At 46.7% G+C, this 26,722-nt stretch carries 36 protein-coding genes, 3 tRNA genes and 2 pseudogenes; 18 read left to right on the plus strand and 23 right to left on the minus strand.

Translation table 11 applies throughout. The annotated features are described in order from the left end of the window. Positions 1-7 precede the first annotated feature (7 nt). From KNO73_RS12800 to KNO73_RS12810, 3 genes are read right to left on the minus strand one after another with little or no spacing between them, the layout of a single operon-like run. On the minus strand, positions 8-421 hold the full coding sequence (locus KNO73_RS12800; protein WP_211781678.1) for a DUF3805 domain-containing protein: 414 nt from the start codon (positions 419-421) through the stop codon (positions 8-10). After that, entirely contained in the window at positions 418-972 is a 555-nt protein-coding gene (locus KNO73_RS12805; RefSeq protein WP_251307179.1) for a hypothetical protein, read from the minus strand. The genes KNO73_RS12800 and KNO73_RS12805 overlap by 4 nt, the downstream gene beginning before the upstream one ends. Positions 973-974: 2 nt before the next feature. Further along, positions 975-1,334, minus strand: a complete 360-nt coding sequence (locus KNO73_RS12810; RefSeq protein ID WP_211781679.1) for a hypothetical protein — start codon at positions 1,332-1,334, stop codon at positions 975-977. 138 nt (positions 1,335-1,472) lie between these two features. On the opposite strand from KNO73_RS12810, the gene KNO73_RS12815 reads away from it, so the two are divergent. From KNO73_RS12815 to KNO73_RS12825, 3 genes are all read left to right on the plus strand, one after another. Further along, positions 1,473-1,546: transfer RNA gene (locus KNO73_RS12815), tRNA-Gly, on the plus strand. A 15-nt stretch (positions 1,547-1,561) separates the two neighbouring features. Continuing rightward, positions 1,562-1,635 (plus strand) — tRNA-Gly (locus KNO73_RS12820). A 156-nt stretch (positions 1,636-1,791) separates the two neighbouring features. Further along, entirely contained in the window at positions 1,792-2,592 is an 801-nt protein-coding gene (locus KNO73_RS12825) for an MBL fold metallo-hydrolase (RefSeq protein ID WP_078146317.1), read from the plus strand. 49 nt (positions 2,593-2,641) lie between these two features. On the opposite strand, the gene KNO73_RS12830 is transcribed toward KNO73_RS12825, so the two are convergent. Continuing rightward, positions 2,642-2,797 (minus strand): hypothetical protein, encoded by a 156-nt coding sequence (locus tag KNO73_RS12830; protein ID WP_215112584.1) that lies wholly within the window; start codon positions 2,795-2,797, stop codon positions 2,642-2,644. 203 nt (positions 2,798-3,000) lie between these two features. On the opposite strand from KNO73_RS12830, the gene KNO73_RS12835 reads away from it, so the two are divergent. Further along, positions 3,001-3,207: a DUF3006 domain-containing protein gene (locus tag KNO73_RS12835; protein WP_015880796.1), complete on the plus strand. Its 207-nt coding sequence runs from the start codon at positions 3,001-3,003 to the stop codon at positions 3,205-3,207. A 51-nt stretch (positions 3,208-3,258) separates the two neighbouring features. Here KNO73_RS12835 and KNO73_RS12840 read toward each other — a convergent pair whose 3' ends face one another. Continuing rightward, positions 3,259-3,825: a TlpA family protein disulfide reductase gene (locus tag KNO73_RS12840; protein WP_240499783.1), complete on the minus strand. Its 567-nt coding sequence runs from the start codon at positions 3,823-3,825 to the stop codon at positions 3,259-3,261. Positions 3,826-3,900: 75 nt separating this feature from the next. Here KNO73_RS12840 and KNO73_RS12845 point away from each other — a divergent pair, with 75 nt between their 5' ends. From KNO73_RS12845 to KNO73_RS12860, 4 genes and pseudogenes are all read left to right on the plus strand, one after another. After that, entirely contained in the window at positions 3,901-4,470 is a 570-nt protein-coding gene (locus KNO73_RS12845) for an aldose epimerase family protein (protein ID WP_275060048.1), read from the plus strand. A 162-nt stretch (positions 4,471-4,632) separates the two neighbouring features. After that, on the plus strand, positions 4,633-4,740 hold the full coding sequence (locus KNO73_RS12850) for a helix-turn-helix domain-containing protein (RefSeq protein ID WP_215112585.1): 108 nt from the start codon (positions 4,633-4,635) through the stop codon (positions 4,738-4,740). Next, positions 4,733-5,236, plus strand: a pseudogene (locus tag KNO73_RS12855) (RNA-guided endonuclease TnpB family protein); the annotation flags it as partial. The gene KNO73_RS12850 and the pseudogene KNO73_RS12855, both read left to right, overlap by 8 nt. A 109-nt stretch (positions 5,237-5,345) precedes the next feature. After that, positions 5,346-5,693, plus strand: coding sequence for an aldose epimerase family protein (locus tag KNO73_RS12860; RefSeq protein ID WP_251024996.1), 348 nt, complete (start codon positions 5,346-5,348; stop codon positions 5,691-5,693). Between the two features lie 38 nt (positions 5,694-5,731). Here KNO73_RS12860 and KNO73_RS12865 read toward each other — a convergent pair whose 3' ends face one another. The 3 genes from KNO73_RS12865 to KNO73_RS12875 form a co-directional block, all read right to left on the minus strand. Further along, complete coding sequence (locus KNO73_RS12865) at positions 5,732-5,950, minus strand: PspC domain-containing protein (RefSeq protein ID WP_015880793.1); 219 nt, start codon at positions 5,948-5,950, stop codon at positions 5,732-5,734. Between the two features lie 20 nt (positions 5,951-5,970). Beyond that, positions 5,971-6,678 (minus strand): SDR family oxidoreductase, encoded by a 708-nt coding sequence (locus KNO73_RS12870; protein ID WP_015880792.1) that lies wholly within the window; start codon positions 6,676-6,678, stop codon positions 5,971-5,973. Between the two features lie 79 nt (positions 6,679-6,757). Then, positions 6,758-7,954, minus strand: coding sequence for an LCP family protein (locus KNO73_RS12875; RefSeq protein WP_251024997.1), 1,197 nt, complete (start codon positions 7,952-7,954; stop codon positions 6,758-6,760). A gap of 196 nt (positions 7,955-8,150) precedes the next feature. Between KNO73_RS12875 and KNO73_RS12880 the strand changes: the two genes are divergently transcribed. Beyond that, positions 8,151-9,065, plus strand: coding sequence for a hypothetical protein (locus KNO73_RS12880; protein WP_215112587.1), 915 nt, complete (start codon positions 8,151-8,153; stop codon positions 9,063-9,065). A gap of 178 nt (positions 9,066-9,243) precedes the next feature. Here the strand turns inward: KNO73_RS12880 and KNO73_RS12885 are convergent, their stop codons facing one another. Next, on the minus strand, positions 9,244-9,471 hold the full coding sequence (locus KNO73_RS12885) for a hypothetical protein (RefSeq protein ID WP_214734072.1): 228 nt from the start codon (positions 9,469-9,471) through the stop codon (positions 9,244-9,246). A gap of 271 nt (positions 9,472-9,742) precedes the next feature. Between KNO73_RS12885 and KNO73_RS12890 the strand changes: the two genes are divergently transcribed. Further along, complete coding sequence (locus KNO73_RS12890; RefSeq protein WP_215112588.1) at positions 9,743-10,615, plus strand: hypothetical protein; 873 nt, start codon at positions 9,743-9,745, stop codon at positions 10,613-10,615. Positions 10,616-10,679: 64 nt separating this feature from the next. On the opposite strand, the gene KNO73_RS12895 is transcribed toward KNO73_RS12890, so the two are convergent. Next, positions 10,680-11,051, minus strand: a complete 372-nt coding sequence (locus KNO73_RS12895) for a hypothetical protein (protein ID WP_015880787.1) — start codon at positions 11,049-11,051, stop codon at positions 10,680-10,682. A 102-nt stretch (positions 11,052-11,153) separates the two neighbouring features. Here KNO73_RS12895 and KNO73_RS12900 point away from each other — a divergent pair, with 102 nt between their 5' ends. Further along, positions 11,154-11,567 carry a VOC family protein gene (locus tag KNO73_RS12900; protein ID WP_215112589.1) on the plus strand — a complete coding sequence of 138 codons (414 nt, stop codon included), beginning with the start codon at positions 11,154-11,156 and terminating at the stop codon, positions 11,565-11,567. 11 nt (positions 11,568-11,578) lie between these two features. Here KNO73_RS12900 and KNO73_RS12905 read toward each other — a convergent pair whose 3' ends face one another. Continuing rightward, the gene (locus KNO73_RS12905; RefSeq protein ID WP_074037775.1) at positions 11,579-12,625 is read right to left on the minus strand and encodes an NAD(P)/FAD-dependent oxidoreductase; all 1,047 of its coding nucleotides are present in this window, start codon (positions 12,623-12,625) and stop codon (positions 11,579-11,581) included. A 168-nt stretch (positions 12,626-12,793) separates the two neighbouring features. Between KNO73_RS12905 and KNO73_RS12910 the strand changes: the two genes are divergently transcribed. Beyond that, positions 12,794-13,348, plus strand: coding sequence for a methyltransferase family protein (locus tag KNO73_RS12910; protein WP_074037776.1), 555 nt, complete (start codon positions 12,794-12,796; stop codon positions 13,346-13,348). Between the two features lie 36 nt (positions 13,349-13,384). Here the strand turns inward: KNO73_RS12910 and KNO73_RS12915 are convergent, their stop codons facing one another. Then, positions 13,385-14,194, minus strand: coding sequence for a DUF368 domain-containing protein (locus KNO73_RS12915; protein ID WP_214689126.1), 810 nt, complete (start codon positions 14,192-14,194; stop codon positions 13,385-13,387). Positions 14,195-14,267: 73 nt separating this feature from the next. Then, positions 14,268-14,843: a GNAT family N-acetyltransferase gene (locus KNO73_RS12920; protein ID WP_214689124.1), complete on the minus strand. Its 576-nt coding sequence runs from the start codon at positions 14,841-14,843 to the stop codon at positions 14,268-14,270. A gap of 100 nt (positions 14,844-14,943) precedes the next feature. Between KNO73_RS12920 and KNO73_RS12925 the strand changes: the two genes are divergently transcribed. Next, a complete protein-coding gene (locus KNO73_RS12925) occupies positions 14,944-15,693 on the plus strand; it encodes a sugar nucleotide-binding protein (protein ID WP_215112590.1) in 750 nt (249 codons plus the stop codon). A gap of 38 nt (positions 15,694-15,731) precedes the next feature. On the opposite strand, the gene KNO73_RS12930 is transcribed toward KNO73_RS12925, so the two are convergent. Further along, positions 15,732-16,973, minus strand: a complete 1,242-nt coding sequence (locus KNO73_RS12930; protein ID WP_214685529.1) for a cytochrome P450 — start codon at positions 16,971-16,973, stop codon at positions 15,732-15,734. A gap of 87 nt (positions 16,974-17,060) precedes the next feature. Here KNO73_RS12930 and KNO73_RS12935 point away from each other — a divergent pair. Beyond that, a pseudogene (locus KNO73_RS12935) lies at positions 17,061-17,426 on the plus strand (potassium channel family protein). 17 nt (positions 17,427-17,443) lie between these two features. On the opposite strand, the gene KNO73_RS12940 reads toward KNO73_RS12935, so the two are convergent. Together KNO73_RS12940 and yidD are read right to left on the minus strand one after the other, a co-directional pair. After that, positions 17,444-18,796, minus strand: a complete 1,353-nt coding sequence (locus tag KNO73_RS12940) for an alanine/glycine:cation symporter family protein (protein ID WP_214685527.1) — start codon at positions 18,794-18,796, stop codon at positions 17,444-17,446. A 129-nt stretch (positions 18,797-18,925) separates the two neighbouring features. Then, the gene (gene yidD, locus KNO73_RS12945) at positions 18,926-19,195 is read right to left on the minus strand and encodes a membrane protein insertion efficiency factor YidD (RefSeq protein ID WP_015880777.1); all 270 of its coding nucleotides are present in this window, start codon (positions 19,193-19,195) and stop codon (positions 18,926-18,928) included. A gap of 192 nt (positions 19,196-19,387) precedes the next feature. On the opposite strand from yidD, the gene KNO73_RS12950 reads away from it, so the two are divergent. After that, positions 19,388-20,176, plus strand: coding sequence for a pyrroline-5-carboxylate reductase family protein (locus tag KNO73_RS12950; protein ID WP_251024998.1), 789 nt, complete (start codon positions 19,388-19,390; stop codon positions 20,174-20,176). Positions 20,177-20,212: 36 nt separating this feature from the next. Here KNO73_RS12950 and KNO73_RS12955 read toward each other — a convergent pair whose 3' ends face one another. The 6 genes from KNO73_RS12955 to KNO73_RS12980 all read right to left on the minus strand — a co-directional run bounded on the left by KNO73_RS12955 (position 20,213) and on the right by KNO73_RS12980 (position 23,080). Continuing rightward, positions 20,213-20,911 carry a DUF554 domain-containing protein gene (locus tag KNO73_RS12955; protein ID WP_214689120.1) on the minus strand — a complete coding sequence of 233 codons (699 nt, stop codon included), beginning with the start codon at positions 20,909-20,911 and terminating at the stop codon, positions 20,213-20,215. A gap of 150 nt (positions 20,912-21,061) precedes the next feature. Then, positions 21,062-21,134, minus strand: a tRNA-Val gene (locus KNO73_RS12960). An 87-nt stretch (positions 21,135-21,221) separates the two neighbouring features. After that, complete coding sequence (locus KNO73_RS12965) at positions 21,222-21,779, minus strand: GNAT family N-acetyltransferase (RefSeq protein WP_015880774.1); 558 nt, start codon at positions 21,777-21,779, stop codon at positions 21,222-21,224. A gap of 71 nt (positions 21,780-21,850) precedes the next feature. Next, on the minus strand, positions 21,851-22,165 hold the full coding sequence (locus tag KNO73_RS12970) for a DMT family transporter (protein ID WP_015880773.1): 315 nt from the start codon (positions 22,163-22,165) through the stop codon (positions 21,851-21,853). Further along, positions 22,162-22,506, minus strand: coding sequence for a DMT family transporter (locus KNO73_RS12975; RefSeq protein WP_214685520.1), 345 nt, complete (start codon positions 22,504-22,506; stop codon positions 22,162-22,164). Before KNO73_RS12975 ends, KNO73_RS12970 begins: the two co-directional genes overlap by 4 nt. Continuing rightward, positions 22,499-23,080 (minus strand): TetR/AcrR family transcriptional regulator, encoded by a 582-nt coding sequence (locus KNO73_RS12980; RefSeq protein WP_215112591.1) that lies wholly within the window; start codon positions 23,078-23,080, stop codon positions 22,499-22,501. The genes KNO73_RS12975 and KNO73_RS12980 overlap by 8 nt, the downstream gene beginning before the upstream one ends. Before the next feature lie 114 nt (positions 23,081-23,194). Here KNO73_RS12980 and KNO73_RS12985 point away from each other — a divergent pair, with 114 nt between their 5' ends. Continuing rightward, positions 23,195-23,977, plus strand: coding sequence for an alpha/beta hydrolase (locus tag KNO73_RS12985; RefSeq protein ID WP_214814419.1), 783 nt, complete (start codon positions 23,195-23,197; stop codon positions 23,975-23,977). A 39-nt stretch (positions 23,978-24,016) separates the two neighbouring features. Here KNO73_RS12985 and KNO73_RS12990 read toward each other — a convergent pair whose 3' ends face one another. After that, entirely contained in the window at positions 24,017-25,255 is a 1,239-nt protein-coding gene (locus KNO73_RS12990) for an aminopeptidase (RefSeq protein WP_214685517.1), read from the minus strand. Positions 25,256-25,367: 112 nt separating this feature from the next. Between KNO73_RS12990 and KNO73_RS12995 the strand changes: the two genes are divergently transcribed. After that, positions 25,368-25,775 carry a YkvA family protein gene (locus tag KNO73_RS12995; RefSeq protein ID WP_015880768.1) on the plus strand — a complete coding sequence of 136 codons (408 nt, stop codon included), beginning with the start codon at positions 25,368-25,370 and terminating at the stop codon, positions 25,773-25,775. A 77-nt stretch (positions 25,776-25,852) separates the two neighbouring features. Continuing rightward, positions 25,853-26,719, plus strand: coding sequence for a YitT family protein (locus tag KNO73_RS13000; protein WP_015880767.1), 867 nt, complete (start codon positions 25,853-25,855; stop codon positions 26,717-26,719). The last annotated feature ends 3 nt before the right edge of the window (positions 26,720-26,722 follow it).

Here is a 26,722-nt window from a genome sequence, read left to right on the forward strand (position 1 = left end):
TCTCTTTTTATGTCCACTCGATCGAATCGATGATCGATTCAATCTCCATCTTTTCATTGGTCACTTGATCGGCTACATAAGTTAAGAATAAAAGCCGTTTCCCGTCGGTCAAGGACCATACATCTAAATGCATCCCGTCTTCAATCCCACTCGCGTAGGCCGTTGTCATATCACTCGCTTCAGTCGTGATACTCGGAGCAACCTTCACATCAATCGGGAATTCGCCTAAGAACGTATTCAATTCGCTCATTGCGGATTGTTTTGGTTCTTGCGAATCTTCTGATTCATAGATTGAGATTTGGAGCGTCCCTTGTGCATCCGCTTCCGTCGAGTAAAAACTCACATAGTCTTCCTCTTCGCTGTATTCATAATGTTCCGGATACGTCAGGCGGAACCACCCATCAATTTCGTACTCTTTCATGCTGTTTTCTCCTTTACTTGCTTGAATGCCAGCCCTGTGACCATTTTAGCTTGAAGCGCGTACTTCAAGCGTTCGGTCACGTAAAGACGTTGGCTATTTATGTCTTGGGCGATCATATGTCCAAATAAGTTCATGCGGACAGTTTGATTGGATAGGAAATAGAGTCGATCCGCACTCAGCGGACGATATTCGTTCGAATGCTCAAGGTATTCGATTTCAAAGCGGCGGAGGACGTTCAGGGCACAGTAACGATCGGTTTTCCCGGTACTCGTATGAAGCTCGACACGAACGAGCTGAACGTCATACGGACAGACATTCATGAAGATCGGTCCCACCCGCTCATGGATCAAGAGGATACCCATATCGGTCTCAATTAAATCTGGCAGGGCTCCTTCATCTTGCGAGATGCTCAGCACGACGTACGGTCGGTTTGTCGGTGCAAGCAATTCCCCTTTGTAAAATCGAAATCGTTGAATTCCTGTTAGAACCCGGGCACGCCAAGCAATCCCTCGAGCCTCGGCTTCCATCCGATACAACCTCTCTCCACTCACGCTTACTCCCCCTTCACTTGTTTGAGCGCATCGACGAACGTTTCCCATTCTAGGTTGTCACAAACAACCTTATTTTCCAATCCCCATTCTTCATCGATTGTCAAACGTACTTCGTTCGATTGTGCGTGACGGGTGACTCGAAGATCTCCTATTTGAATCATATTCGGATGAATCTCAAACGTCATACTTGGTAATCCGACCCACTTGATTCGATTCGTTCGTAACACAACTTGCCATTCTTGGTCATGGCGGATTGAAAACGTCCAACTTCGGAGAGACACCGTCGTGTCCGTTTGTTTCGATTGTTTCAACATTCGAAACCCTTCACCCATCAGTCGTAAATATGATTTTCGCTCACTCATATTTCATTTCTCCCCTTTTTTCTATTATCTGTGTTGTGAATAGGATTCTGCAACCTAAAAAGTTTTTTTAAAAAAGGGTTTGCAAATTCCATCGTATATGCTATTATATCAAAGTAACGTTAAGAGTTCATACGTTTCGCGGGTGTAGTTTAATGGTAAAACCTCAGCCTTCCAAGCTGATGACGAGGGTTCGATTCCCTTCACCCGCTCCATATTTTTTCTTTCATGCGGGTGTAGTTTAATGGTAAAACCTCAGCCTTCCAAGCTGATGACGAGAGTTCGATTCTCTTCACCCGCTCCAATATCGACATATACGCGAGAGGATCTCGCACACATACACTGCACGGTTGAGACCTTGCAAAAGCAGAAAGTCACACGACTTTCTGCTTTTTTGTTGTTCCGTCTATTGTTTTGGGGAAAAGAGTGATTGAATCCATACAGACAAGGAGGAACTACATTGATTCAAGCGAAGCTGCAATCTTTTACCGTATACGAAAGCGCGTTGATGCGAACGACATCGACCCTCATCGATACACCAGATGCCCTTTTGTTGATTGACCCGACCTGGCTCCCGGAAGAAATTGCGACAATCCGTCGTGACATCGAATTACACCGTCGGAATCGGCCGCTTTATGTCATCTTCACACATCATCATTTTGACCACATCATCGGAGCTTACGGCTTTGCAGATGCCACCACGATTGCCTCACAGGCTTTCGTCGATGCCGACTCATCTGACCAATTAAATGAGATTCGCAAGTTTTATGAACAATATTATATTGATCACCCGATTCAAAAACCGGACATCGACCTGGTCATCCAACCCGATCAAACGCTTTTAATCGGTTCAGTGCCCGTGACCTTCCTCTCTACACCGGGCCATGACGCGACACATATGTCGGTTCTCATCGAATCCATGAATCTTCTCGTTTGTGGAGATTATGGGTCTAATGTCGAGCCACCGTTTATCGAACACGACCCAACCGCCTATCTTGATACGCTACAAACCATACAATCACTCATCTACGAACATGAGATTCGTTGGTTCGTACCAGGTCACGGTGACTTGTGCGACAACCGAAGTCACATGATTGAGCGATTGAGTGCGGCGGAAGAGTATATCTTGGCACTCCCTGAAGAACGCCACTGGTCTCCTGCATGGCCAAAGCACGCCTTTTTTGACCGTGTTCATGAACGGAATCGAAAGATGGTGGAACAAAAAGAGACCGATCGCCGGTCTCGACAACAAGATATATAAAAAAATCGCAACGTCTCCCCAAGACGTTGCGATTTCCCCCTATGTAGACCTATTTCTTTGTGACGCGTTCTGAGCGGACCGTGAACATACGGTCAACCCCATAGATCGTTACTCCCGTCAGAGCGAGTAACCCAATCATTGCAGAAGAAAACATGACCATCCCCCCATTGTTCACAGTTTCGTCATAATCACCCCGTGGTTTCATTATAAAAGACCATTTCAAAAAAAGAAAGCGTTTTCTTCAAACTTTCTTCACATTTCCCGCATTTAACCTCTATCGTTTTTTGATACAACGTCCCTATAGTGATTAGACAGACACGTGTAAAGATGTGTAGCTTTTGTGGAATTTGGGAATACATGATGTAAGGATAAAAAGAGACAGAAGCTGCTCGTCGAGGAGGAAGAGGTATGATTAAGTACGGTACATTGGTACGAATCGAGGGAAAATATGCCGTGTTGAGATGGAACAACGGCTCAAGTTTCATCCCTAGACGATTCCTACCATCCGAAGCACGTGTTGGTGATACAATCATTCGAGACAACCATCATTACTATCTTGAAGAAGATATGACCCCTAACTTTGACGCATTGATCAAGCAACACTATAAAAGCTGAACGGTCTGCCCTCTCTAACCGGGCAGTTCGTTCAGCTTTTTTTCGATTGAATCATTCTGAGATGTCGTCGATTTGTTGCTGAAGCCACGCCTCGTCTACCGGACCCGTTTTTTTCGCCATGATGATCCCTTTTGCATCTAGAACGTACGTCGTCGGTAATGCGACAACTCGATATTGTTGCTCGACAGCGGCCTCTTCATCTAGCAAAATCGGAAAATCAACGGGATACTCATCTAGGAATGCCTCCACGTCCTCTTTTCCTCGTCGCTCATTTTTGGTGACGTTCACACCAAGTACTGGGATGCCTGTCGCTTCTTCAAACGATACGAGTTCAGGAAACTCATCCCGGCACGGCGGACACCAAGAGGCCCAGAAGTTAATGACGACCGGCTGTCCTTGGAACTCAGAAAGGGTCAAATTCTCCTCATCTAACGTATTCAAAGTGAAGTCCGGGGCTTGTTGCCCCACTTCAAGTCCTCCTAATACCGATTCATTTTGGACGATCGGAACCGCTTCTTCTTTCTTTTGTGTCATCATATATTCCTCGTAGCCTTTATATGCGAGGCCAGCAATCAATAGAAGGATCAGCGTTCCAATACCAATTCTTTGTAAGCGCATCATTTACCCCTTGTTTGTTTTACTTAAGATTTCTACACTTAACTTATCATAAACCCGTAAAGGAGCGTATGGATTGTGCAACTTCAAAACGAGAAAATACAGATAACCTTAAAGGCACAAGGTGCTGAGATGACGAGTTGGAAAGTATCTGGAACTGAACTCTTATGGCAAGGGGACCCGACCTATTGGGGACGACAAGCCCCGATCCTCTTCCCGATTGTGGGTCGATTGCTCGATGATCAATATGTATATGAGGGAAACACCTATACGATGAGTCAACACGGATTCGCCCGGGACGCTATGTTCGAGGTCGAATCTTCTACTGCCACGTCGATCCGCTTCACATTGAATGATACATCGGAATCGCGTCAACACTATCCATTCCCATTCACGCTGACCGTGTCCTATCAACTTGTGGGCGAAGAAGTGATTGTGACGTATCGTGTCCATAACCCGGGCGAAACGACGTTACCGTTTAACATCGGTGGTCATCCTGCATTCAACATTCCGTTCGTGGGCGGGACATTTGAAGACTACGTGATCGATTTCGGCGAAATCCGCTCCCTCGATCGCTACTTGCTCGAGGGTCCTTATTTAACTAAATCAGGCGAGAATTCTCCCTCCTCTAAGCGTCTCGGGGCGTAGCCCGGCGTAGGTGGGAGATGAATCGCCCGGTCCTACAGTTTTCTCTCCCTATGACAGATGTTACGAACAAAAGTTCGTCATTCCGTCAGATTCTCCCTCCCCCTCCTCGGGTATCGGATGAGGAGGACACATCACGATCTTCTGAAAGGAGGAGGGACGGACATGCTGAAAGGCTACACATACAGGCTCCACTCGACGCCGGCACAGGCCGAGTTCCTGGTCCGGACGATCGCTGCGCCCGATTCATCTACAACAATGGATGGTTTCTGAGAAGATCGAAAACCCTCGCTTTCTTTGCCGATCCGAAGCGAAGGTCAAGAAGTCGCAGCGCGCGTTGTCACGAAAGAAGATCGGAAGCAAGAATCGTGAAAAAGCTAAGCTGATCTTAGCCAAGAAACACGAGAAAATCGCCAACCAACGCAAGGACTTCCTTCACAAGCTGTCGAGACGGATTGTTGACGAGAACCAAGTCATCGTCGTGGAGACATTGACATCGAAGGACATGATGAAGAACCACAAGGTAGCGAAGTCCATCGGGGATGTCAGTTGGTACGAGTTCGTCCGGCAACTCGAATACAAATCGAACTTCTATGGACGGACGCTCATCAAGGCAGACCCCTAGTACGCATCGACGCAGATCTGTTCCACTTGCGGAGTAAAGGGCGAGAAGAAAGCGATGGATGTCCGTGAATGGACGTGTGCTTGTGGCGCGCAACATGATCGAGATATCAATGCGAGCATCAACCTGTTGATGTTGGCAAACTAAAACGAATTCCTGCAGGGTGGGAACCACCCGACGAGCTTGGTAAATAATCGTGGCTAATAAAAGTACGATTTTCCCAAGAAGCTCCCCCTTCAATTTGCGAAGCAAATAAGTGGCGAGTAGTTCACCAGGCGCGTATCAACCACTCGGAGAGCGTCAGTATATCCCCCTCACTCGGTCATTATTCGAAGACGACGCACTCATTTTTGAGAAGATTGAATATGCCGCACTCCGACATCAGCCAACCGGCGCAGCCATCGTGATGGAAAGTCCCTCCTTCACGCATTTCGGCATCTGGTCTCCACCGCAGAAAGACGCCCCGTTCGTCTGTTTGGAACCTTGGTTCGGACATGCGGATTATAAAGGACATCGAAAAGATTTCCTACACAAAGAAGGGATTCAACTTCTTGCACCAAATGAGACGTTTGAAGCGAGTTATACATTATATGTGGAGAACTAAAAAAATCAATCCGACGTCTTGTCGGATTGATTTTTGGTTTAAAAGCGATCGTCTTGTTCGGCTTCATATTCTGACACTGGCTTTTTCATGATGAGCGCCAGAATGATATAAATGAGGAGTCCCGGACCACCGAGAAGAGCCATCGCCACAAATAGGACACGCATAATGGTGACGTCCACCCCGAGATAGTTTCCAAGCCCTGAACAAACACCGGCAATCACTTTATTGTTTGGGTCTTTATAAAGTTTCCGTTCCATGTCATCTTCTCCTCAACTCGTTATGATCGTTGTGGTCGACGTAATGTCGTTCTTCCTCCGTTCGCCACCTCTCCACGCCCTTCAAAGTCGAGCGCTTCATTAATCGGTGTGCTACCAGACTTGATTTCGATTCGACGACCGTACAGACCCCGGTTGTCGAGAGACGCTGCGATGACAGTTGCGACATCCGTTTCGGAAATCGTCGCACCATCCGCATCATTCAAGTCCTCTGATGCTTCGATTGAACCTTTACTCGGTTCATCGACAATGGTCACTGGGCAAATGATCGTATAGTTCAAACCGCTATGTTCGATATACTCGTCAGCGGCATTGTTAGCTGACAGAAAGTTGAAGAGTTCTTTCGGTGCAGCGTTCGGTTGATCGGCGCCATAGGCACTGAGTAAGACGACATGACGTACCCGTTCCTTCTTGGCAGCATCGATGGCATTCATCGCAACGTTTCGGTCAAGCAGTTCAATTTCAGTGCTCGAACCATCCGCGCCGGCAGTTGCCGCAATAATAACGGCATCTTGTCCACTTGTCGCCTCATGTACTTTCTTCTCGAGTTCTGTCTCGACATCAACCGTCAATACGTGTGCACCCATTTTCTCGTACTCTGCTTGTAGTTCAGGATAACGAATTAAAGCGGTCACTTGATGGGTTTTCGCCAGGCTTTTCAATACACGTTTCCCGATCTTTCCTGTTGCTCCAATGACTAAAACTTTCATTCAAATTTCCCTCCTCAAAAGAGTAGTTCATTTGATTAAAATTCCTCTTTCAAGTCAGAATCAAACCCTTTTCTTAAAATTATCTGACAGTACCCCAAACGGATAAATCAAGGGCGTCTTGAATCGCCTGCACGCTCTCTTCTAACGGTTCATAGTAATACACGTTATTGATATAAGCATCTTGACCCTCGACTTGCATCTTATTCACCTCAGGATTCGAGATCATCGTCAATCCGACAGATGCCATTTGCAAGACGTTCATCTCAAGTCCCATTTCTTCTTTCATGAAGCGGTACGTAGCCGGAATTTTTGTCCAACCTGAAGGACTCGCCAGCTTTTCAGCGACAGCTGTCATGACCTCCGTTTGACGATTCGAACGCGCTCCATCCGTATCCGATTTACGGTGTCTCGCATACGCCAAGGCCATGTCTCCATCCATTGCATAGGAAACACCTTCTGTATACTCATACGTCTGGTTGAACCCTTTCTCGCTAAACGAATGCGTCGCCGTGACATTCACCCCACCAATCAAATCAATCAATTCCATGAACGATTCGAACGTGATGACGACTTGTCCATCGACCGAGGCATCGGTCAGCCCTTCCACGGCACCAATCGTACACTCTGCGCCGCCGAACGCGAACGCATGCGTAATTTTGTCACCTTCCCGTTCAGGTTCACATGGAATCGCTGTATACGTATCACGTGGAATCGATACGTTCTGAACAGTCCCAGAACGTGGTACGAACTCCATCAACTGCAGGGAGTCTGTACGAGATCCTGACAACGATTCCCCTACCCGCGCATCGCTCCCCATAATGAGGAATGTGAATGGAGCAGTCGCAAAATATCCAACAATCAGTAGCATCGCAAGTAGGAAAAGGACAGCTTTCCCTTTCCATTTACGCTTTCGTTTCGTTGGTTGTTTAGACGCATGATCCGTTTCTCGTTTAGCGGGAGTAGATGGTTTCGATGGTCTCGTCGTCTGTCGGGATGTTGGACGAGATGATTTCCGTTTCGAAAATAATGAAACCCGGGGCAGTCGTTTCCGACTCGACTTTGCCGTCCCATTTTTCGTCCTTGGAGATTCTTTCGTTTGTTCATTTAAAAAGGGATGTTCTGATTGGCGCGTTACCCGTTCACGCTGTTGTTCAGATTGTGCATGTATAGAGGGCTCGTCCGCTTGACCATGGTCCACACGAGACGATTCGATTTCTTGTTGTTCTAATTCGCGCTTTCTACGTTCGACACGCGATAAATGTTGTTCATCTTTCATCATTATGATCCTCAACTTTATCAATTTTTCTCTATTATCCCGAACCAGCCATCATCTGACAACGTTTCTTACGAAAATCCGTCTTAAGCATGAGAGCGAATGGTTGTTTCAGATGAAAAGCGGGAAAGGAATGATAATTGGTTTCTGCCCAAATCGAGATTGCCTACGAAAAGTTTGACTGAAAGGAGGAGAGCTGATGCGCATCGGAAAGTTACGCGTATTGTTAGAGCAGTATGGCGAGGCGACGTTACGCGATTTGCTCGTCGAAATGTACCGTCATACTCCTAAAGATGTGATTGATGATCAAGATTTTGATTTTATGATCAGCCAATTCACGCGCTATAAAGAGAAAAAAAATTCTGAAGAGCGACATTCGCTCTCGCAAACCATCACCTTGGCTGAACGGTTTGTTGATTCTGCGTACGAACATTTGTACATTCGTCCGAATCAAGTCATGTCAGAACGCGACCAAAAAAATTGGTACATTCATGCTAAAAAAATCATTCGCGATTTAGCACATTACGCCGAGGAATACACAGAAGCACGTACGATGTATGAAGAAATGTTTTACCTCCTCTCTACATCAGCTGGCGAAGAACCGCTCTTCTCTACGAGTGACCCATTTCGTCTTTTAAAAATTTCACAAGTCACCATGCTCAAACAACTCATTCACTATTATCAGCTCGATGCCCCGATTGATACCGTTTGGATTGACCGCACCCTATACACCGCACTCCACGTGCCAAAAGATGTTGATTCTACACGAATCGATTTACTCTCAACGCTACCTATCGAACACAGTCATGCCAATACAAGAAAAATCCTCCACTCTCGTCTCTTAAAACTTTGCGATCGGATGTTAGAAAAGTCCCAAACAGAGGATACCCCGCTCGAAAACTATCAAGCGCTCAAGATGTTAGAACTCCGCCTTCTCGTCGCTGAAGGGAATTTGAAAGAAGCGGAACAAAAATTGTTCGCTGAATATATCCCATTCTTTTCTCATCGCTCCGAACCATTTCGGGTATATGTCGACTTTTTAGAGAGTCACGGACACACTAGTGAGACGAAGCGCTTAAAACGAATTGCTAAAGAAAAGCGAATCCGATTTTAAAAAAAGGGAGTCAATCGATGGGATCGATTGACTCCAATACATGATATGAACGAGGGGTGTTCATTTGAAAAGGAGGACAGAAAGTTGGTGCAGAACTTTCTTCCTACACATATAAGTATAAGGGAACGATTGTAACCGTTACCAAATCACTTATTGCATTTTTGTGAACGTTTTCACGTTATTCAATCGTATTCATCATGCCAAGTCCGATGACAGATAACAATACAATCAATACGAACAAATACACCATTTCATTCGGCGATTGAAATCCTTCATGAATGTCCACATCTTCTTCGACAATGATATTTTCATGAATGACGACCGGTTCTGTCTCGGCCATGGCTGCAGGCGGTGTTACTGTCAACCAAAGCACAGAAACCAGAATCAGTTGATAAATGTATTTCATCATATACTCCTACTCCGTGTTTTCATTGTGTTTAAGTATAGCACGTCTCATCCGTTCATTGCGCTGACATTTGACGAATCTCACAGATGAACGATGAAACGAAATCCATTTCATTGTATTGAACGGATATGTTCTATTTTACTCGAACCTTTTTCTGGCGTAATTGATTTTTTCTCGAGTCAGGTTTCATTATAATGCCACACACCTCGATGCAAGATAGCGCTTACAATTTATTTGTACTTATCATTTGATAAAGAAAGAAGGATTCTTCGTGAAACGAGCGCTACGTTTTGTAGAATGCAGGCAATTACCGTTACATGAGCGTATTTCCATTCAGTCGCTATATCCTTTAAGCAAGGCTCCTTTGCTTCTTTCCCTCCCCTCACATCATCACGTCTATGTTGCACTCAATCGCGATGCCCCACTCGCTTCGATCGTCGCAAACGACGAACAGCTTGAGACGGAACATGCTATTCGCCTCTCTCAAGCCACATATGGTGATCGTCACGTCTTTCGCGGACTACTTCACCGTTTGATCTATGAGCGAAGTCGAGAAACGACGTACCCGATCACGTACTATCTTCAGGAGGAAGACTATCAAAATCAAGATAAGCTTCGAATATATGAAGCAGCAGGATTTCAAGTATTCCATCAAACGAAAACGTATCATCTACCGTTCATCCCGTGTGAGAAAGCAACTCATAGCGATTGGACACTCGAATTAGTGGACTATTCAAGAAGAGTCGATTGGCTCACATTTCGAAATGAGCATTGTCATCTCCTTCCGGGTGCCATGTCAATGACAGATGAACAATTCGCACGAGAAGTTCGCCAGCAAACATTGTTCTATTCCGTGAAGTGGAATCGACAAGTGATTGGAATCATGAAAGTTCGCTTACATATGTACCATATTTCAATACAAGAGATGCATATTGATTGTGATGAGCCTTTATTGAGGGACGCCATTTCATTCCTTCAACAAAAATTTTTCTACATGTTCCGATACATCGAAGAGGCACATATTTCAGCAACAAACCTGCAACCTGATTTGACATATATACTTCGACGCCACGGTACCCAAATCTCAAATATTTGTCGTTATACGTACACGCTACAGGCACCACCGACCCCGATTTATTTATAACAATCAAAAGACGTCGAGCAAACCAACTCTTTCTCCAAGGAAAAAGTTGTTCATTCGACGTCTTTTATTCTGCAGCAGTAGTCGACTCCATCGCTAGAGGCGGCATCGCTTCAAACAGTTCTGTCCGAAGCCCCGTGTCTCTCAAATCGAGTGATTCAATCCGATCGAACTTAATTTTGCGATCGACGACATTGAACCAATACGTAATGTTTGGTTCATCTTTAAAACGAATCGCATAATTCGACCCATTTAAGTGAAAGTCAACCTCGGTAGACAGCAACTCGGTCGGACCAATCTGTTTATGGGTCGTTAATCGTTCAAGGACAACCTGTTCTTCATTGATGCGATAGTCGACAAACGTCGCAAGCGAGAGTCCAAACACAAATGATACAAGGGCGAAAGTGCCCACCAAACCCATCGTGATTTTTCCGTTCATTTCGCTGTCCCTCCCTCTCCTATTATATCGGATAAGCGTGAAACGTTGTGAAGTGACATTTTGTTCAACTTTAGGCAAACTGAAGAAGGAGGAGGAATGTACATGTATATCGATCATACTGGGATTGCCGTTCGAGACTTAGACGAGGCAATCACATTTTATACGACGGTCTTAGGAGGAAAACTCGTGGACCACTATACAAACACGGCAATCGGGGTAGAGACCGAGTTGGCCGTCATTCATATTGGAGAGGATGTCATCGAATTGTTGCGTCCGACTAGTAAGACGAGTCCGATTGCCCGGTTCATGAAAGCTCGAGGGAAGGGTGTTCATCATATCGCCTATCGTGTCGACGATTTGGACGAAGCGATGGCCGCTCACAAACAAAATGGCATCACCTTTTTAGAAGACACGCTGCGTACGACCGTGAAAGGTAGACGCTTAATCTACATGGACCCGCGTCATTCAGGCGGTGTGATTACCGAGCTTTGTGATTATCCTAGAGAAAAGCAGTAAGAGTGGTCCTCTTACTGCTTCATCATGGTTTCTTCTATGATTTGACGATTCTTCTCTTTTAACCGTTCATTATGAGAGGACACCATTGCGGTAGCATTCGCATTCGGGTCAATGTATGTTTTGGCCCGGTTCACCGCATTCGCAGCATCTTGAAACGCTCCAGCGATGAGATGTACTTTCCCTTCATGCGTGAGAATATCACCGGCAGCGTACAATCCTGGTATGGATGACTCGCTACCTGAATTCCCTTTCACATAAAACCCATCCTTCATCTCGACCTGCAATTCGCTGTTCCGAAGCAACTCCGCGTCTTGTTCATATCCGTGATTGATGACCACTTCATCGACCTCGATTACGCTCGTCTCTCCTGTTTCGACATGAGTCAAAAGAACTTGTTGAATCGATTTCCCATCGTGAGAAATCAAATCCGTCACTTTTGATCGTGGGCAACAGTCGACTCGACCCTGTTTAATTTTTTCAACTTGTGCTTCATGTCCACTAAGTTCTTCTTTTCGATACGTCAGCACGACCTGCTCTGCAATCGGCTCGAGCGCATTCGCCCAATCGACTGCACTATTGCCGCCACCCGATATCAAGACGCGCTTTCCTTTAAAGCGTTCAAGTGATTTAACCGTGTAATGGAGGTTCGACAATTCGAACCGCTCCGCCCCGCTCACTTCAACCTTATGCGGTTTGAGGATCCCGCTTCCTGTCGCAACGATGACGGTTTTGGAAATGTGATGACCGTTCGTCGTGTCGATCCCGAACAAATCGTCTGAACGCTTAGAGATCGACTCCACCTTCTCGCCAAGAAGGACCGTCGGAGAGAAGGTGAGACCTTGCTCGACGAGTTGGTCGATCAGTTTTGCCCCAGTCGTCGGTAGGAGACCACCTACATCCCAAACCATTTTCTCTGGATAGACATGTACTTTCCCGCCTAAAAAAGGTTGAAATTCGATAATTTTCGTCTTCATACCTCGTAAACCGCTGTAAAAAGCGGCATACAATCCAGCCGGTCCCCCACCGATAATCGTCACGTCGAATACTTCCTCGTTCATCGTCGCACCCTTCCTCTCTATATACGTAAAAATGATAATCATTCTCATTAGATGATAACCTGTTTTGGTCACTTTGACAATTTTTTTCGAATATCGTCCTGATGGATTTGGTTTTTCTTATGCGTAGGTCGGGTAATGAAACATGAATTAAAAGGGAGGATGTGCGTGATGAATTGGATGGATGTCCTATTAATCGTCGTATCATTTTTTTGGCTAGTTGAGACGTGGCGATTTCGTAACCGAAAAGAGGCAACAGACGGGGCTGTCGAGCGGAAGAGCTTTTACTTTGTAGCGACGACGATGATTGGCGTCTTCGTGTTGTCTATGATCTCTTCGCTTGTTTTCGAATCACAGCCTTCGACAGTTCAACGAATCATCGGACTTACTTTTTACATAGCCGGCGTGTCGTTACGTTATTGGGGGATTTTACATTTACGTCATCAATTCACACGACATGTCGTCGTCCGACCGGAAGACGAACTCGTCAGCTCGGGACCGTATCGTTACTTACGCCACCCTCTTTACACAGGGTTGTTATTGATTACGTTCGGATTCTCGCTCTACTTTATTCATTGGGGGATCGCACTGATTGGCGCGGGTCTCACCTCGCTTGCGTTACTGTACCGCATTCGAATCGAGGAAGGTATGCTCATTCGCCATTTCGGTCAGTCTTACCAATCCTGGTCGAAGACGCGCAAGCGCCTCTTCCCCTTCATCTATTAAAAAGGAATCCGGCTCATCGCTGGACTCCTTTTTCATTTAGACAGAATATTTGCTGAGTAATCGGACGACGATGACCCCCGCGATGAATGCGACGATACTGAGTATCCACATGACTCCAGAAGCTGGTACACCCGGAAACACGACGGCGAGTGAGCCGATGACCAATCCGATAATGACGGAGAACGTCATTCCCGGGAAATTCGCCAATAAGTAACGAATGACTTTACTACTTACAACGAACCCGACGGCCACTCCAGCACCGACAATCCCGATAATCAACAGATTGAAGTTTGAGATGGCGCTGATGACGGTCGGATAAACACCAATTAACAACAAGACGAATGAACCGCTAATTCCAGGAAGCAACATCGCCATGCTGCCCAACCAACCGGAGAAGAATAAGAGAAGCGCCGTCCCGAACGTCACGTCTGTCATAATCGACGAATCAACCGGATTCAGAAATGCCATACTCGCGACAAGGATGGTTGCGACAACCATGGCAATGACATGGACCGGACGAATCGATGCGCGTGATTTAAATTCCACGAATAGAAGTGGAATAATCCCTAAAATCAATCCGATAAAGAAAAATTGTGTCGGTGCATAATACTCCAGCAATAAGTATTCAATAACTCGACTCAGTGCGATAATGGCTGTCCCCATTCCAATTGCCAATGGAATCAAGAACCCGATATATTTTTTCCAATATCGGCTAAATACGCCGCTAATCGCTTCGATGAGTTGATCGTAGATGCCTAAAATGACTGCAATGGTACCACCGCTTACACCAGGGATTAAATCACTCGTCCCCATGGCCATCCCTCGCCAAATGTTCTTCCACTCCATAATGTATCTCCTTTACGTATATCTTTCCTCAAGCACTTAGTATAGTCGAGAAAAGAAGTTTGCGCATCCGCTTTTAGACTGAGAAAGGAGTCGAATTGATTTCTTTGATCATATAGTCAAATCTCGCCCCAGAAATGTTGATTTCGTTTTCCTTATGGAAGCCGAGACGTGTGTATAAGCGATGTGCCGCAGGATTTTCTTGATCCACGTTCAATGTAACGGCGGGCACACCGCGTTCTTTCGCAACGAGACAAACGTGTTCGATTAACTTCGTCCCGATTCCACGACCTCCATACGCCTCTGCGACAGCCAGTGAATCAATGTATTGGACATAACCTTCCGTTTCAACGTCCACCTCTTCTCCACTTCCATGCGCCGTCAACCATTCTCGAATCGGTCGATCCAATTCTTCTGCCTTATCCCCACGATACGAGATGATCATTCCGGCAACTTCTCCTTCAAAATCCGCCACCCAGATGTTTTCGTGACTTAAGCGGTTATTTGGTTTCTCTACCCACATCGCTAGTCGCTCCAATACCTCAGGTGTATCCGTTGATGCCGTCAATGTGTACGCAATCTCATGGATCGCTTGATACATGAGTGGTGCAATTTGTTTACTATCTTGTTTGGTTGCTTGTCGAATATTCATGATTGATCCCTCCATCATCCAGTCTAGCATAGCCCGGCACATCGGTTGTTTGTCCACACTCGTTTTGTGGCATCATATAGAGTGAAAGGGGCGAATCGAAATGAAAGCTATTCTTACAGGAATGAACGGTACAGTGGCACCCGTTGTTGCCGAAACGTTGCAGCGCCACGGAATTGAAGGGATTGCGTGGAATCGCGAGCAAGTGTCCACGACAAACGAAGAGGAAATGCGAGAATTCATCGAGCGCATCCGACCGGACTACTTTTTACATATCGGTATGGGCGCGGTGGAGTGGGCCGAGACGCTCGCTCGTTTATGTGGTGAGGCGAAAATCCCTTTCCCGTTCACGAGCACGGTTTCAATTTTTTCAGATGAAGTGACCGGACCGATTTCCCCAGATACGCTACCAGATGCCGAGGATGACTATGGAAAGTATAAGCGTGAGTGCGAACGTGCGATTATGAACGCCAATCCTGGTGCTCAAATCGTTCGTCTCGGATGGCAAATCGGGGATGAGGCCGGATCGAATAATATGATGGACTATTTTACGAACGAGATGAAGCAACGAGGGGTCATCCAAGCGAGTGAGCATTGGTATCCATCATGTTCATTTTTAGTAGACACGGCAGACGCGCTATTTGAAATTTTGACTAAACGTGGACCGGGCATCTATCAGTTAAACGGAAATGCGAACTATTCCCTATACGACATCGCCGTCGGACTAAAAGAGCTTCATGACACCGACTGGCAGATTGAATGTACCGATGAACCGAAACGGGATAATCGAATGATCGATTCATCGGTCTCGATTCGTCCCATCTCCAAACACCTAAATTTGCAAACGAAGTAAATTCAAAGTCGCCTACTCCCATCGAGTAGGCGACTTTTTTATTGATTTCGAGTTAGATGAGTCAATCGCAATTTACTTTTCGGCAGACTCGGCATGTCTACAAAACTATAGCTTAAGTCTTGAGGCGGGACCGTGTAGGCGTATTCCTTAGTAAACAACTCAATGACTTGTGCAAGAATTGCAATGGTCACATGTTCGCCGGCACATCGATGTCCAAAATCTACATCTCCCCCACCTTGCGGAATAAAGTTAAACGGACTCTCGTTCCAATCTTTAAAACGAGAGGGATCGAATCGATCCGGCTCCGTCCAAATAGAGGAGTCATGATTCGTACCGTACAAATCAAGAAGCGTCAGCGTCCCTTCCGAAAATGCATAGCCGTCCCATTCAAAATCGGTTTTGACACGAGCTGCCGCTACAGGGAAAAATGGATAAAACCGTCTCACTTCCTGGACAAATTCTGTTTTCGAGACCTCTCCCCGCTCTACCTGCTCTTTTACATCCGGGAACTGATGTAAAGCTAAGACAGTGAAGAGGACATACACCGAGATTGCGACAGTCGGGCGTAAAATATTCAATACTTCGACCGCCACGACGTCTTCAGGTAATAACTCTCCGGATTCATCCCGGTGCCACGAAAATTCGTACAGCGCCGTATGTTCGTTCGGCAATAATCGATTCGACCGCACTTCTTTTACCATCTGACGAATCCAGGCTTCAGCGGAACTTCGTGCCTTCCGACCTTGTAAATACGTCGGACCAAGAGACGTACCCGATTCAAATAATAACCTCATCTCTTCAGTGCGCTTCCCCACTTCTTCTTTCGCAAGTGGAACTCCCGACCATTCACACACGGCCTTCATCAACACTTCTTGTGCAATATCGTATAAGACGATTTCCTCTCCCATTCGTTCAATCTGGTTCCACTCACGATATGTCAATCGGAGCAATCGATCTATATTTTCTTTTGTCATCAATGACATGAACATATGTTTTCGATGCGTATGTGCCGCACCATCTAGTGTTTGGACCCCATCTTCTCCAAACAAGGTTTTCAATAGACGTTTCGGAGCAGCATCCTGACGCCTGAATTTGTCTGCATCATAGAACACTTCTGCCGCCTCTTCGCCTCCAAGGCAAATCACGCGCTCCCCGAGCAGGCGCGACTCAAAGATATTCGACTGAAAACTTTTGCGTCGATTCGCGACAAACAAATATCCTTCCCGTAAAAAATCGACACTATGGTCGAGACCTTCTTGTTTCGGTATGACTTTCCCCATCCAACTCACCCTTTCTCTTTTTTCGAACTATAGAGGATGTTCCCCCGTTTTTAGAGAACAAACCTAATATTGAAAGGAGCGAGCGACATGTTGCCTTTCTTACTGACATTGCGTCGAATTGTACGCGGAGTCTGGTGTGGTCTCCGTGACCCTGAGTTCCAAGTCTTATTCAGTCTTGCCTTCCTTACCGTCCTCTCCTGTACACTTTTTTTACACCCGGTTCGAGGAGATGCGTTGGTTGGACGCACTTTACTTCAGTGTCATCACCCTAACTACCATTGGATATGGTGATTTTGCCCCACAGACCGACATCGGAAAATATTCACCATCGGATATGTATTGACCGGGGTGGGCATCATGGTTGGCTTTATCACAAAAGTGTTTGATCATTTACAAAAAGCACGACTCGATGAATTAGAAGCAAAACAAAAGACGCCACCCTCTGATTCATAAGGATGGCGTCCTTTCGTTTAGGAAACTTTTCGATTTTCAATTTCAAGCTGTTGGTTGAAACGCTTCGTCTCGGCAATGACAACACCCGACAAGAACAAGAGACCAATCAAGTTCGGGATGGCCATTAAGCCGTTGAAGACATCCGATAACGCCCATACCAAGTTCAAGTTTGTCGTCATGGCACCGAGTCCCGCGACGAGTACAAAAGCAATCCGATAGGGAAGAATCGACTTTTGTCCGAACAAGTAATGGATGGAGCGTTCGCCGTAATACGACCAACCGAGCACGGTCGAATAGGCGAACAAAACGAGCCCGATTGTGACAATATAACCGCCGGCTGGTCCGAGGAACAGTTCAAATGTAGCTGAAGTCAATTCGACCCCTTCAAGTCCTGTCTCGATTTGACCACCCATGACGAGTGTCAATCCTGTCACCGAACAGACGACAAGCGTGTCCAAGAAGACTTGAGTCATCGAGACGAGCGCCTGACGACCCGGCATATCTGTTTTCGCTGCCGCTGCTGCGATCGGAGCAGAGCCAAGACCTGCTTCGTTCGAGAAGACACCACGTGCCACCCCGTATCGAATGGCAGCTCCGATGGCCCCTCCACCGATTGCTTCTGCACTGAACGTACTGCTAAAGATGAGTGCGAACGCATCCGGAATCAGTGAGTAATTCATCACCATGATGATGAGACCGCTACCTAAGTAGAAGGCAATCATGACGGGGACGAAGTAACTGACCACTTTCCCGATGGAACGCACGCCTCCGAGAATGACCGCTCCTGTAAAAATCATAATGAGAATCCCTGATATGTAAAGTGGTACGTCAAACGTTGTTTTGAGCGCAAGCGCGACCGAGTTCGTTTGGACCCCGTTTCCAATACCGAACGCCGCAATCGATGCGAATGCAGCAAATGCTACTGCTAACCATCGTTGATTCAACCCTCGTTCTAGATAGTACATCGGTCCACCAGCCATTTGACCGCGCTCATCAGTGACCCGATACTTCACGGCAAGAACTGCCTCTGCGTATTTCGTTGCCATCCCAAAGAAACCGGACACCCACATCCATACGATGGCTCCCGGTCCTCCTAATACGACCGCTGTCGACACCCCGACGATATTCCCCGTACCGACAGTCGCCGCCAGAGCGGTCATGAGCGCCTGGAAGTGACTGATGTCCCCTTTAGAGGATTGATCCTGATTTTTCGAAAACGCCAATTTCAACGCATACGGTAATTTGGTGATTTGAATTCCACCTAGACGCACCGTCAAGTAAATGCCTGTCCCCACAAGCAAAATCAAGAGCGGTGGTCCCCATACAAAGTTGGACACCGTACTCACCCATTCACTAAATGATTGCCCCATACAAAGTATCCCCTTCCCCCGAAAAATAGTGTACACCTCTATTTTTTCAGAATACTTAGAACAATGCAAAAGTATTGTACTAAAACAACTGATTCATTGTTTGTTCTGTACAAAAACAGCGAGACGAACTCAATCGTCTCGCTGTGACTCAGGTTTCTCTCGTTGTAAAGGCGCTTTCCAATCAAATGTATCCGGAACATAATCGAGCCCGCCTGGATGAAACGGCTGACAGCGAATGAGTCGGCGAGCGGTTAAATAACTGCCTTTGACAGCCCCATGTTTTTCGATTGCTTCGATTCCGTAGTGCGAACAGCTCGGATAAAATCGGCACGTTGGCGGCTTTAATGGTGAAATAAAACGCTGATAACCTTGAATCCCTTTTACTAGTACACGTTTCACACGATTTCGCCTCACTCTTTTGAATTAGTGCCATCATAGCGCGATTTGAAACGTTTGTCATGTTCGTCGATTCCTATGTCAAATCGTTTTCCATCTCTTTACAAATGAGCAGGATGGGCGATATTCGAGTGTATGTTTGTTATGATAGTCAACATAACTATTGACCGAATCGAAAAGAAGAGGTGACGAATGATGAATCAACTACTAATGGTCGGTGCAGGATCGATGAGCGAGGCACTCGTTCGCGGGTGGATCGACTCGGGCATCGAACCGACACACATCACAATGACAAACCGAAGTGACCGGGAGCGTTTACTCTTCCTACAAGATGAACTCGGCGTTCAAATCGTCGAGGACGAAAACGTGAACGACTATGACATCGTCGTATTAGCGATGCAACCAGATGGCGTCATGCCATATGTAGAATCGAAAGAATGGAAGACACCGTTACTCGTCTCGGTCGCGGCACATATCGAACCGAGCCAGTTAGAAGAGGCTTCAGGGTTACCAGCCGTATGCGCCATGCCGAACACGCCTGTCGCCTATCGGAGCGGGATGACGGGTCTATGGTTCGGTCCAGAAACTGATGAGGCTGATCGCGCAAAAGCGACTTCTCTCTTTGAACGGGTCGGACGAACGGCCGTCACCGATGCGAAGACGATGTCGGCCTTTATGGCTGCTGCCGGGTGCAGCCCGGCCTTCTTCTATGAAATCGTGGGTGCGATGACGCCCGTCCTAACGGATGTCGGTTACGATGAACAGACAGCGCGTCAAATTGTCGCTCAAGCGATGAAAGGCTCCGCTGAGTTGTTGTCTCATGAAACACGGAAGACGAATGAACTGATTGCCGACGTGGCCGCTCCAGGCGGACCGACAGACCGAGGCGTCGGCGTGCTTCAGGAACGGAACCTTGCTGACGTGATGGCTTCAGCCTTGCGTGAAAGTGCCAAAGAAGATCATGAAACGATCGAGAAACCATAAAAAATGGATGGAAGCGACTCGCTTCCATCCATTTTTTCAATTGATTGTATGTATGATGGACACAATCAAACCCACCACTAAAATCCCCGGTAATAAATTGGCCACGCGAATTTTAGTGATTCCAACCAAGTTCAAGCCAATCGCCACAATCATGACTCCACCGGTCGCGGTCATCTCTAAAATAAAGCTGTCCATGAGCGACTCCGGAATGAACTTCATGATTTGAATGGCGAGTAACGCGATTCCGCCCTGATACAGTAACACTGGAACTGCTGAAAACATGACCCCAATCCCAAGTGTCGAACTTAACACGAGGGCCGTAAAACCATCAATCAACCCTTTCGTGTATAACACGTCATGATCACCACGTAACCCGCTATCGAGCGCCCCGATAATGGCCATCGCCCCGATCACGAAAATGAGCGTGGCCGTTACGAATCCTTCCGCTACACTCGATTGACTCCCAAGGCGCCGTTCGAGCCGATAACCGACTTCATTCAATAATTCATCTAACTTCCACCATTCCCCGAGCGCAGACCCGACGACTAGACTTCCGATGACGATTAAGAAGTTCTCACTTTTCATCCCCATTTGAATCCCAAGCAAGATGACCGCAAGCCCGATTGCCGCCGTCACCGTCTCTTTCATACGCTCCGGAATGCGGTGAAATAAGAGACCTAGCAATGCCCCGATGACAATTAGTCCGGCATTGACGAGGGTTCCCGTTAGAACCATGTCGCATTCCCCGTTTCATTATGTATTGAAAGGAATATACCAATTGCTTTCGTGCCATGTCAATATACAAAAAAAAGAGCCACTTCTCGCAAGAAGTGGCTTCGCGGAAACCCATGTTCCGGTGGGTTTCTCGAGGGTTTGGCACCCAAGTGATTCTGACTGGGCTCGAACCAGCGACCTCTACCCTGTCAAGGTAGCGCTCTCCCAGCTGAGCTACAGAATCAGGTCGTGTCCTCTCTTAAGGACACTATTAATATATCAAGAAACTATTGAGTTGGCAACAACTTTTTTTATTTATTTAGAGACTTTTTTATCGTGTCATTTGTTGACGGTCGATATGTCGACATAACCGCTCCAAGTCACCCGCATAAACGGAGACGAGCATATCCTTATAGAATGTATCTCGATCCCAGTGAAGACCATTCGCCTTAGCGACACGTTGAGATGGAACGTTGTCCGGATGAATCAGAGAAATAATCTCCTTCTCGCCTTCCGTAAAAGCATGCTGCATCAGACGCGCGGCGGCTTCTCGACCATATCCCATATGCCAATGCTTCGGTGACAACCAATACCCGACTTCCAACTCGATTTTACCGTCCAATTCATGCAATAACGTACCTGCGTGACCAATCGGTTCATCACTGTCAAATGTCATGAGCTTCAGGAGACCGGTCTGGCGTCCTGTCTCATAACGAGCCAATTGACGTTCAAACCACTCAATCGTCTGTTCGTCAGTGTACGGTCTCCCATCCGGACTGATGAAGCGCATCACCCGAGGATCTTGGAGAAGCGATTTGACAAAATAGAAATCAGAAAGCGTATACGGTTCAAACCGCAAACGTTCAGATTGCAACTCGACAAGATGCATCGTTTTCCGCCCCTTTCTTTCATCTCATAATCTGAATTATTAAATTCCCGTTTTCAGCACATTTCAACCCTTTAGGCCACAACTTTTAATCCGACCACACTCCCAATAATCAACGTCAAATAAAAGATGCGCCAACGACTTTTCGATTCGTTCAAATAGAGCATCCCTAAAATGACGCCGCCGGCCGCACCGATACCTACCCAGATGGAATAGGCAAGACTAAGAGGAATGACCTCAAGTGATTTCGATAACCAATAAAAGCTGAGCGCAAACGATAAAATTGATGCAATCGACCATTTTAAAATCTGGTATCCTTTCGATTTCCCCATAAAGAAAACGGCTGTCATTTCAGCAATTCCTGCTCCAATCAGATAAACCCAACTCATGCCTCTTCCCCTCCTGTCACTTGCTTCAATCCGATGATGCCGATAATCAACGTCGTCACAAGGATTAGTTTCCATCTACTAAGCCCCTCGTCAAATAAGAAGGCACCAACTATGACTGTGCCGACCGCTCCGATTCCTGTGAATACGGCGTACCCCGTACCGGCAGGGAGCGTCCGAAACGCTTTCGCCAATAATCCGAAACTAAGAATCAATAACACGATTGTCCACAATGTCGGACCTAAAACCGTGAAGCCTTCAGACAGCTTCATCGTCGTCGCCCAGACGATTTCGAGTAGTCCTGCAAACAGGAGGGAAATCCATGCACCCTTCTCTTTACTCATCCCAACCCACCCCTTTCTTGAAAATTCGAAACGCAGCTTGTTGTCGCATCTCCCGATCCTCTTCAAATGTGAATAACGACAGTAAGGCGCCATCTAAAAAGCAATAGTACGCAGCATATAGTTCATCGAGCGATTGTACCGGTAAATCGCCACGCTCCATCGCCAGTCGAAATTGTTCTTTCTCAAATCGTTTCAGCTTGGTTTCGACCGTCCCGATGACTTCCTCGATATACTCTCGAAACTCCGGGGGAGGGACAAGTAACATTCGTTTCGTCAACATCCATGTCTCATGATCACTAAAGAAGGACGTGAGCGTGTTGACGATTGACTCGATTCGTTCTAAAGGTGGTCGTCCTACCGTATCGTCACAAGTTGTCTGCCATACTTCTTCGTAACGATTCGCCATATCTGACACGACTTGTTTGAACAATTGTTCTTTCCCATCGATATGGGCATATAAAGAAGCCTTGCGAATCCCTACATCTTCCGCCACTGCCGCTAGTGACAACCCTTCGTAACCTTCCCGTGCGAAGCGTGTGCGAGCAGACTGCATGATTTTTTCTTTTGTATTCATGTCATTCACTCTCCTTGTCTTACACTCTAACTAACGAACGGTAGGTAGTAAAGTCAAGCAATTGTATTTTGGTTCATGATTCTCCACAATACAAGTAGAAAGAGGTGACGAAAGATGATTGAACAATTGAACGTGTCGATTCCGACGGAGAAGGTACGTGGTCAAAAGCGGATTGTCCGCGTATTTCGACCAGATTGGGTCGACGTCAACACTCCGCTTCCCGTCCTGTACATGCATGATGGACAAAATGTGTTTTCTGGAAACACTGCTACATATGGAGAAGGCTGGGAAATCGATCGTTGCATCGATCTGCTACGACTCCCGCTCATGGTCGTCGCCATCGCGAGCGCCCCGAACTGGCTGGACCGTTACGATGAGTATTCATATGAGGAAGATGAGATGCTGTATCGACGGATCGGACCCGAATTGGCAAGAACTCGTCCAACACTCGGTGGCCAAGGTCGTATGTATACAGATTGGCTCATGAACGAATTAAAACCACGAATTGACAGCGAGTACGCTACTGACCCAGAAGATGTCGGGGTCATGGGGAGCTCGATGGGAGGTGTCATCTCTCTATACATGATGGCGACCTATCCTTCTATTCGACGAGTTGGTTCCCTCTCCACTGCGGCATGGGCCAATCTTGATCCATTGATCCGAGAAATGAAACATGCTGAGTTCGCCGGTAAACTATATATGGACATTGGCACAAATGAAGAGAGCGGACCTATCACTCCAAGCGACTACCTGTTCACGAATGCGAAACTGATTGACGTCATCGTGCAAAAAGGAATCGCTTTCCGATATGAAGTCGAACCAAATGCGATTCACAACGAATCGGCCTGGCGTCGCCGCTTGCCTCACGCACTGCGCTATCTATACGATTGCACGTAAAAGAGCGAATTCCGTAACTTTCGGAATTCGCTCTTTTGTTTAGATGACCCAGTTCCCGTCACGCATGATTGCTTCACGCGTCCCGTCTTCCCGTTCACCATCGATATTCATTTCGGCTGACCCGATCATGAAGTCAACGTGTGTCATCGAATCGTTCGCCCCGTTCGCTGCGAGCTCTTCTTGTGACATCGAAGGACCCCCTTCGAGACATGTCGAGTACGCACGTCCGAGCGCCAAGTGACACGATGCATTCTCATCAAACAACGTGTTATAGAAGAGAAGACCAGAATTCGAGATTGGAGAATCATCCGGAACGAGCGCTACTTCACCGATACGACGCGCACCCTCATCCATATTCAACAATTCATCAAGAGCCGCTTGCCCTTTTTTCGCCTCCGCTTTGACGACTTTCCCACCTTCAAACCAAAGGGTGAACTCATCAATCAAGTTCCCGCTGTAGCTGAGTGGTTTTGTACTCGATACGTGACCTTCCACAGAATCTTTATCTGCGAGCGTGAAGACCTCTTCCGTAGGCATGTTTGCGATAAAGTCGATGCCATCGACGTTCGGGCCGCCACCGCCAAGGAAGACGTGTTTTTTCGGAAGTCCGATCGTCAGTTCCGTCCCTGGCGCTTTGTAATGAAGCTTCGCATATTTCTTCTCTGTCAACAGCTTCGCACGGCTACGGAGTGATTGATCGTGTTTATCCCATGCCGCGACGACATCTTCTTGATCCATCCGTGTCGCTGCGAAGATGGCTTGCCATAATGCCGCAACCGCATCATCGCGTCCCGGGAATACTTTTTGTGCCCACGCCTCTGACGCACCTGCGACGATTGACCAGCTCACGTTGTCGCTCATCACATACTGACGCCACTTCGCGAGCGCTTGTCCTGCTGCACGGTTCGCATCCGAGATACGTGACGATTCCACACCATTCAACGCATCCGGGTCATCACTGACGATTGACAAGAATGCCGTCTTCTCTTCAGCCAATTGCTCAAAACGGGCCTTCAACCAATCTGGAAACTCTTTGAATGAATCCGCTGGTGCATTGAAATAACGGATTTTCCCTGTTTCTTCGTCGCTCCAGTTGACGAATACTTGCTTCGCTCCGGCTGCATAAGCAGCCTTCACCACGTGACGGACGAGTGGTGCCTGACTGATGTCAGCACGTACTTCTAATTGTTGACCAGGTTGAATGTTCACACCTTTTTTCACCGCTAATTCTGCATAGCGTGCGAAATCTGCCTCTGTCGGCATCGAAATCTTAGACATATGTATCGTTCCTCCTTTTCAGTTATCTTTATTTTCTTAAATTTCAGGAAAAGTTGCAACCAATGCGCAAAAACGGGCATATTAGTAGATGAAGAAAGAAGGAGGAATCCAAATGGCAGATTGGAAAACAACATACACACATTTTTTAAAACAAGCGAAAGAAGACATCCGCGACCGAGAACAATTGGGCGACTTGCTCGTTCAAGGTGAACGCGCACTCGCAAAAGTCACAGTCGATGTGGCATCCAATGAAATCAGTAACATCGAGCGTGAAGAAGAACTGACACTTTACTTCCAGATGAAACAAATGCTGAATATGTTACGCGCGCTTTACAATGAACAATTTGAGATGCAAGCAGATAAACAAGAGGAGCTCGTTGCGGCCATCCTGTACTTCGTCTCCCCATTCGATGCGATTCCAGACGATGTCCCGCTCGGACTTTTTGATGATGCTCAAGTCATCGATTACGTACATGAGCAATTAGCGAGTGATATCGATCGATTCCATAATGACATGTGAGACTTGAAATGAGGTAAAAGTAGCAGTACGCTTGCAGAAGACTTACAAAAAGGAGGCGTCAGGCCTAGCCATTATCTATGTATGCAAAATCTCGAAAACGGGTTGCCCTTGAAACGGTACTGTTCATCATTGCCGGGACAATCCTTCAGTCTGTCTTTGTCAGCTTACTGCTCAAACCAAACGAAATCGGTTCTGGGGGAATCGTCGGAATCACGTTGATTACGAATGAACTGTTTGGAACTCCCATCGGTTTGACACAGCTCGTGCTTAATATCCCACTCTTTTTATTGGGACTAAAATATTTGGGACGTCGATTTATCTTGATGACAGGAATTGTCGTCGTACTTTCCTCTATCCTCATCGATAGTTTGCCAGTCTTGATTCCCCCGACCCCACTCGATGATCCGCTCGTCGCTTCGGTGTTCAGCGGAATCGTTTCAGGGCTTGGACTCGCACTTCTCCTCTTTGCAGGAGCTTCCACCGGTGGACTCGACATTCTAGGGAAAGTCATCTATATGAATAATCGAAACTTGTCGTTGCCTAAAATCTTTCTGACACAAGACATCATCGTCTATGTGTTGGTTTTCATCGTCTTTGACATCAAAGCTGTCATGTACGCGCTTGTGTTAAGCTTCGTCAGATCCCGAACGCTGCTTACGATTCATAAATTCTTCGCTGCCCAAAAGCAATGCTTCATCATTTGTCAAAAAGCAGACGAAATCAACTTGGTCATCAAGCAGAATTTGAAACGGGGCGTCACCATCATGGATGCGACAGGCGGATATTCGAACGATTCGAAAAAAATGCTGTACGTCGTCGTCCAGAACAATGAAATCCCACGCCTTCGTCAAATCGTGTCTGAAATCGATTCTGAGGCGTTTGTCACTGTGTCTGAAATCGATTCAGTCGTCGGAAACTTTAAAGAACACTCCTATACACTGTAAATC

Origin of the sequence: Exiguobacterium sp. s83 (genome assembly GCF_018617095.1) — a bacterium.
GTDB lineage: Bacteria > Bacillota > Bacilli > Exiguobacteriales > Exiguobacteriaceae > Exiguobacterium > Exiguobacterium profundum.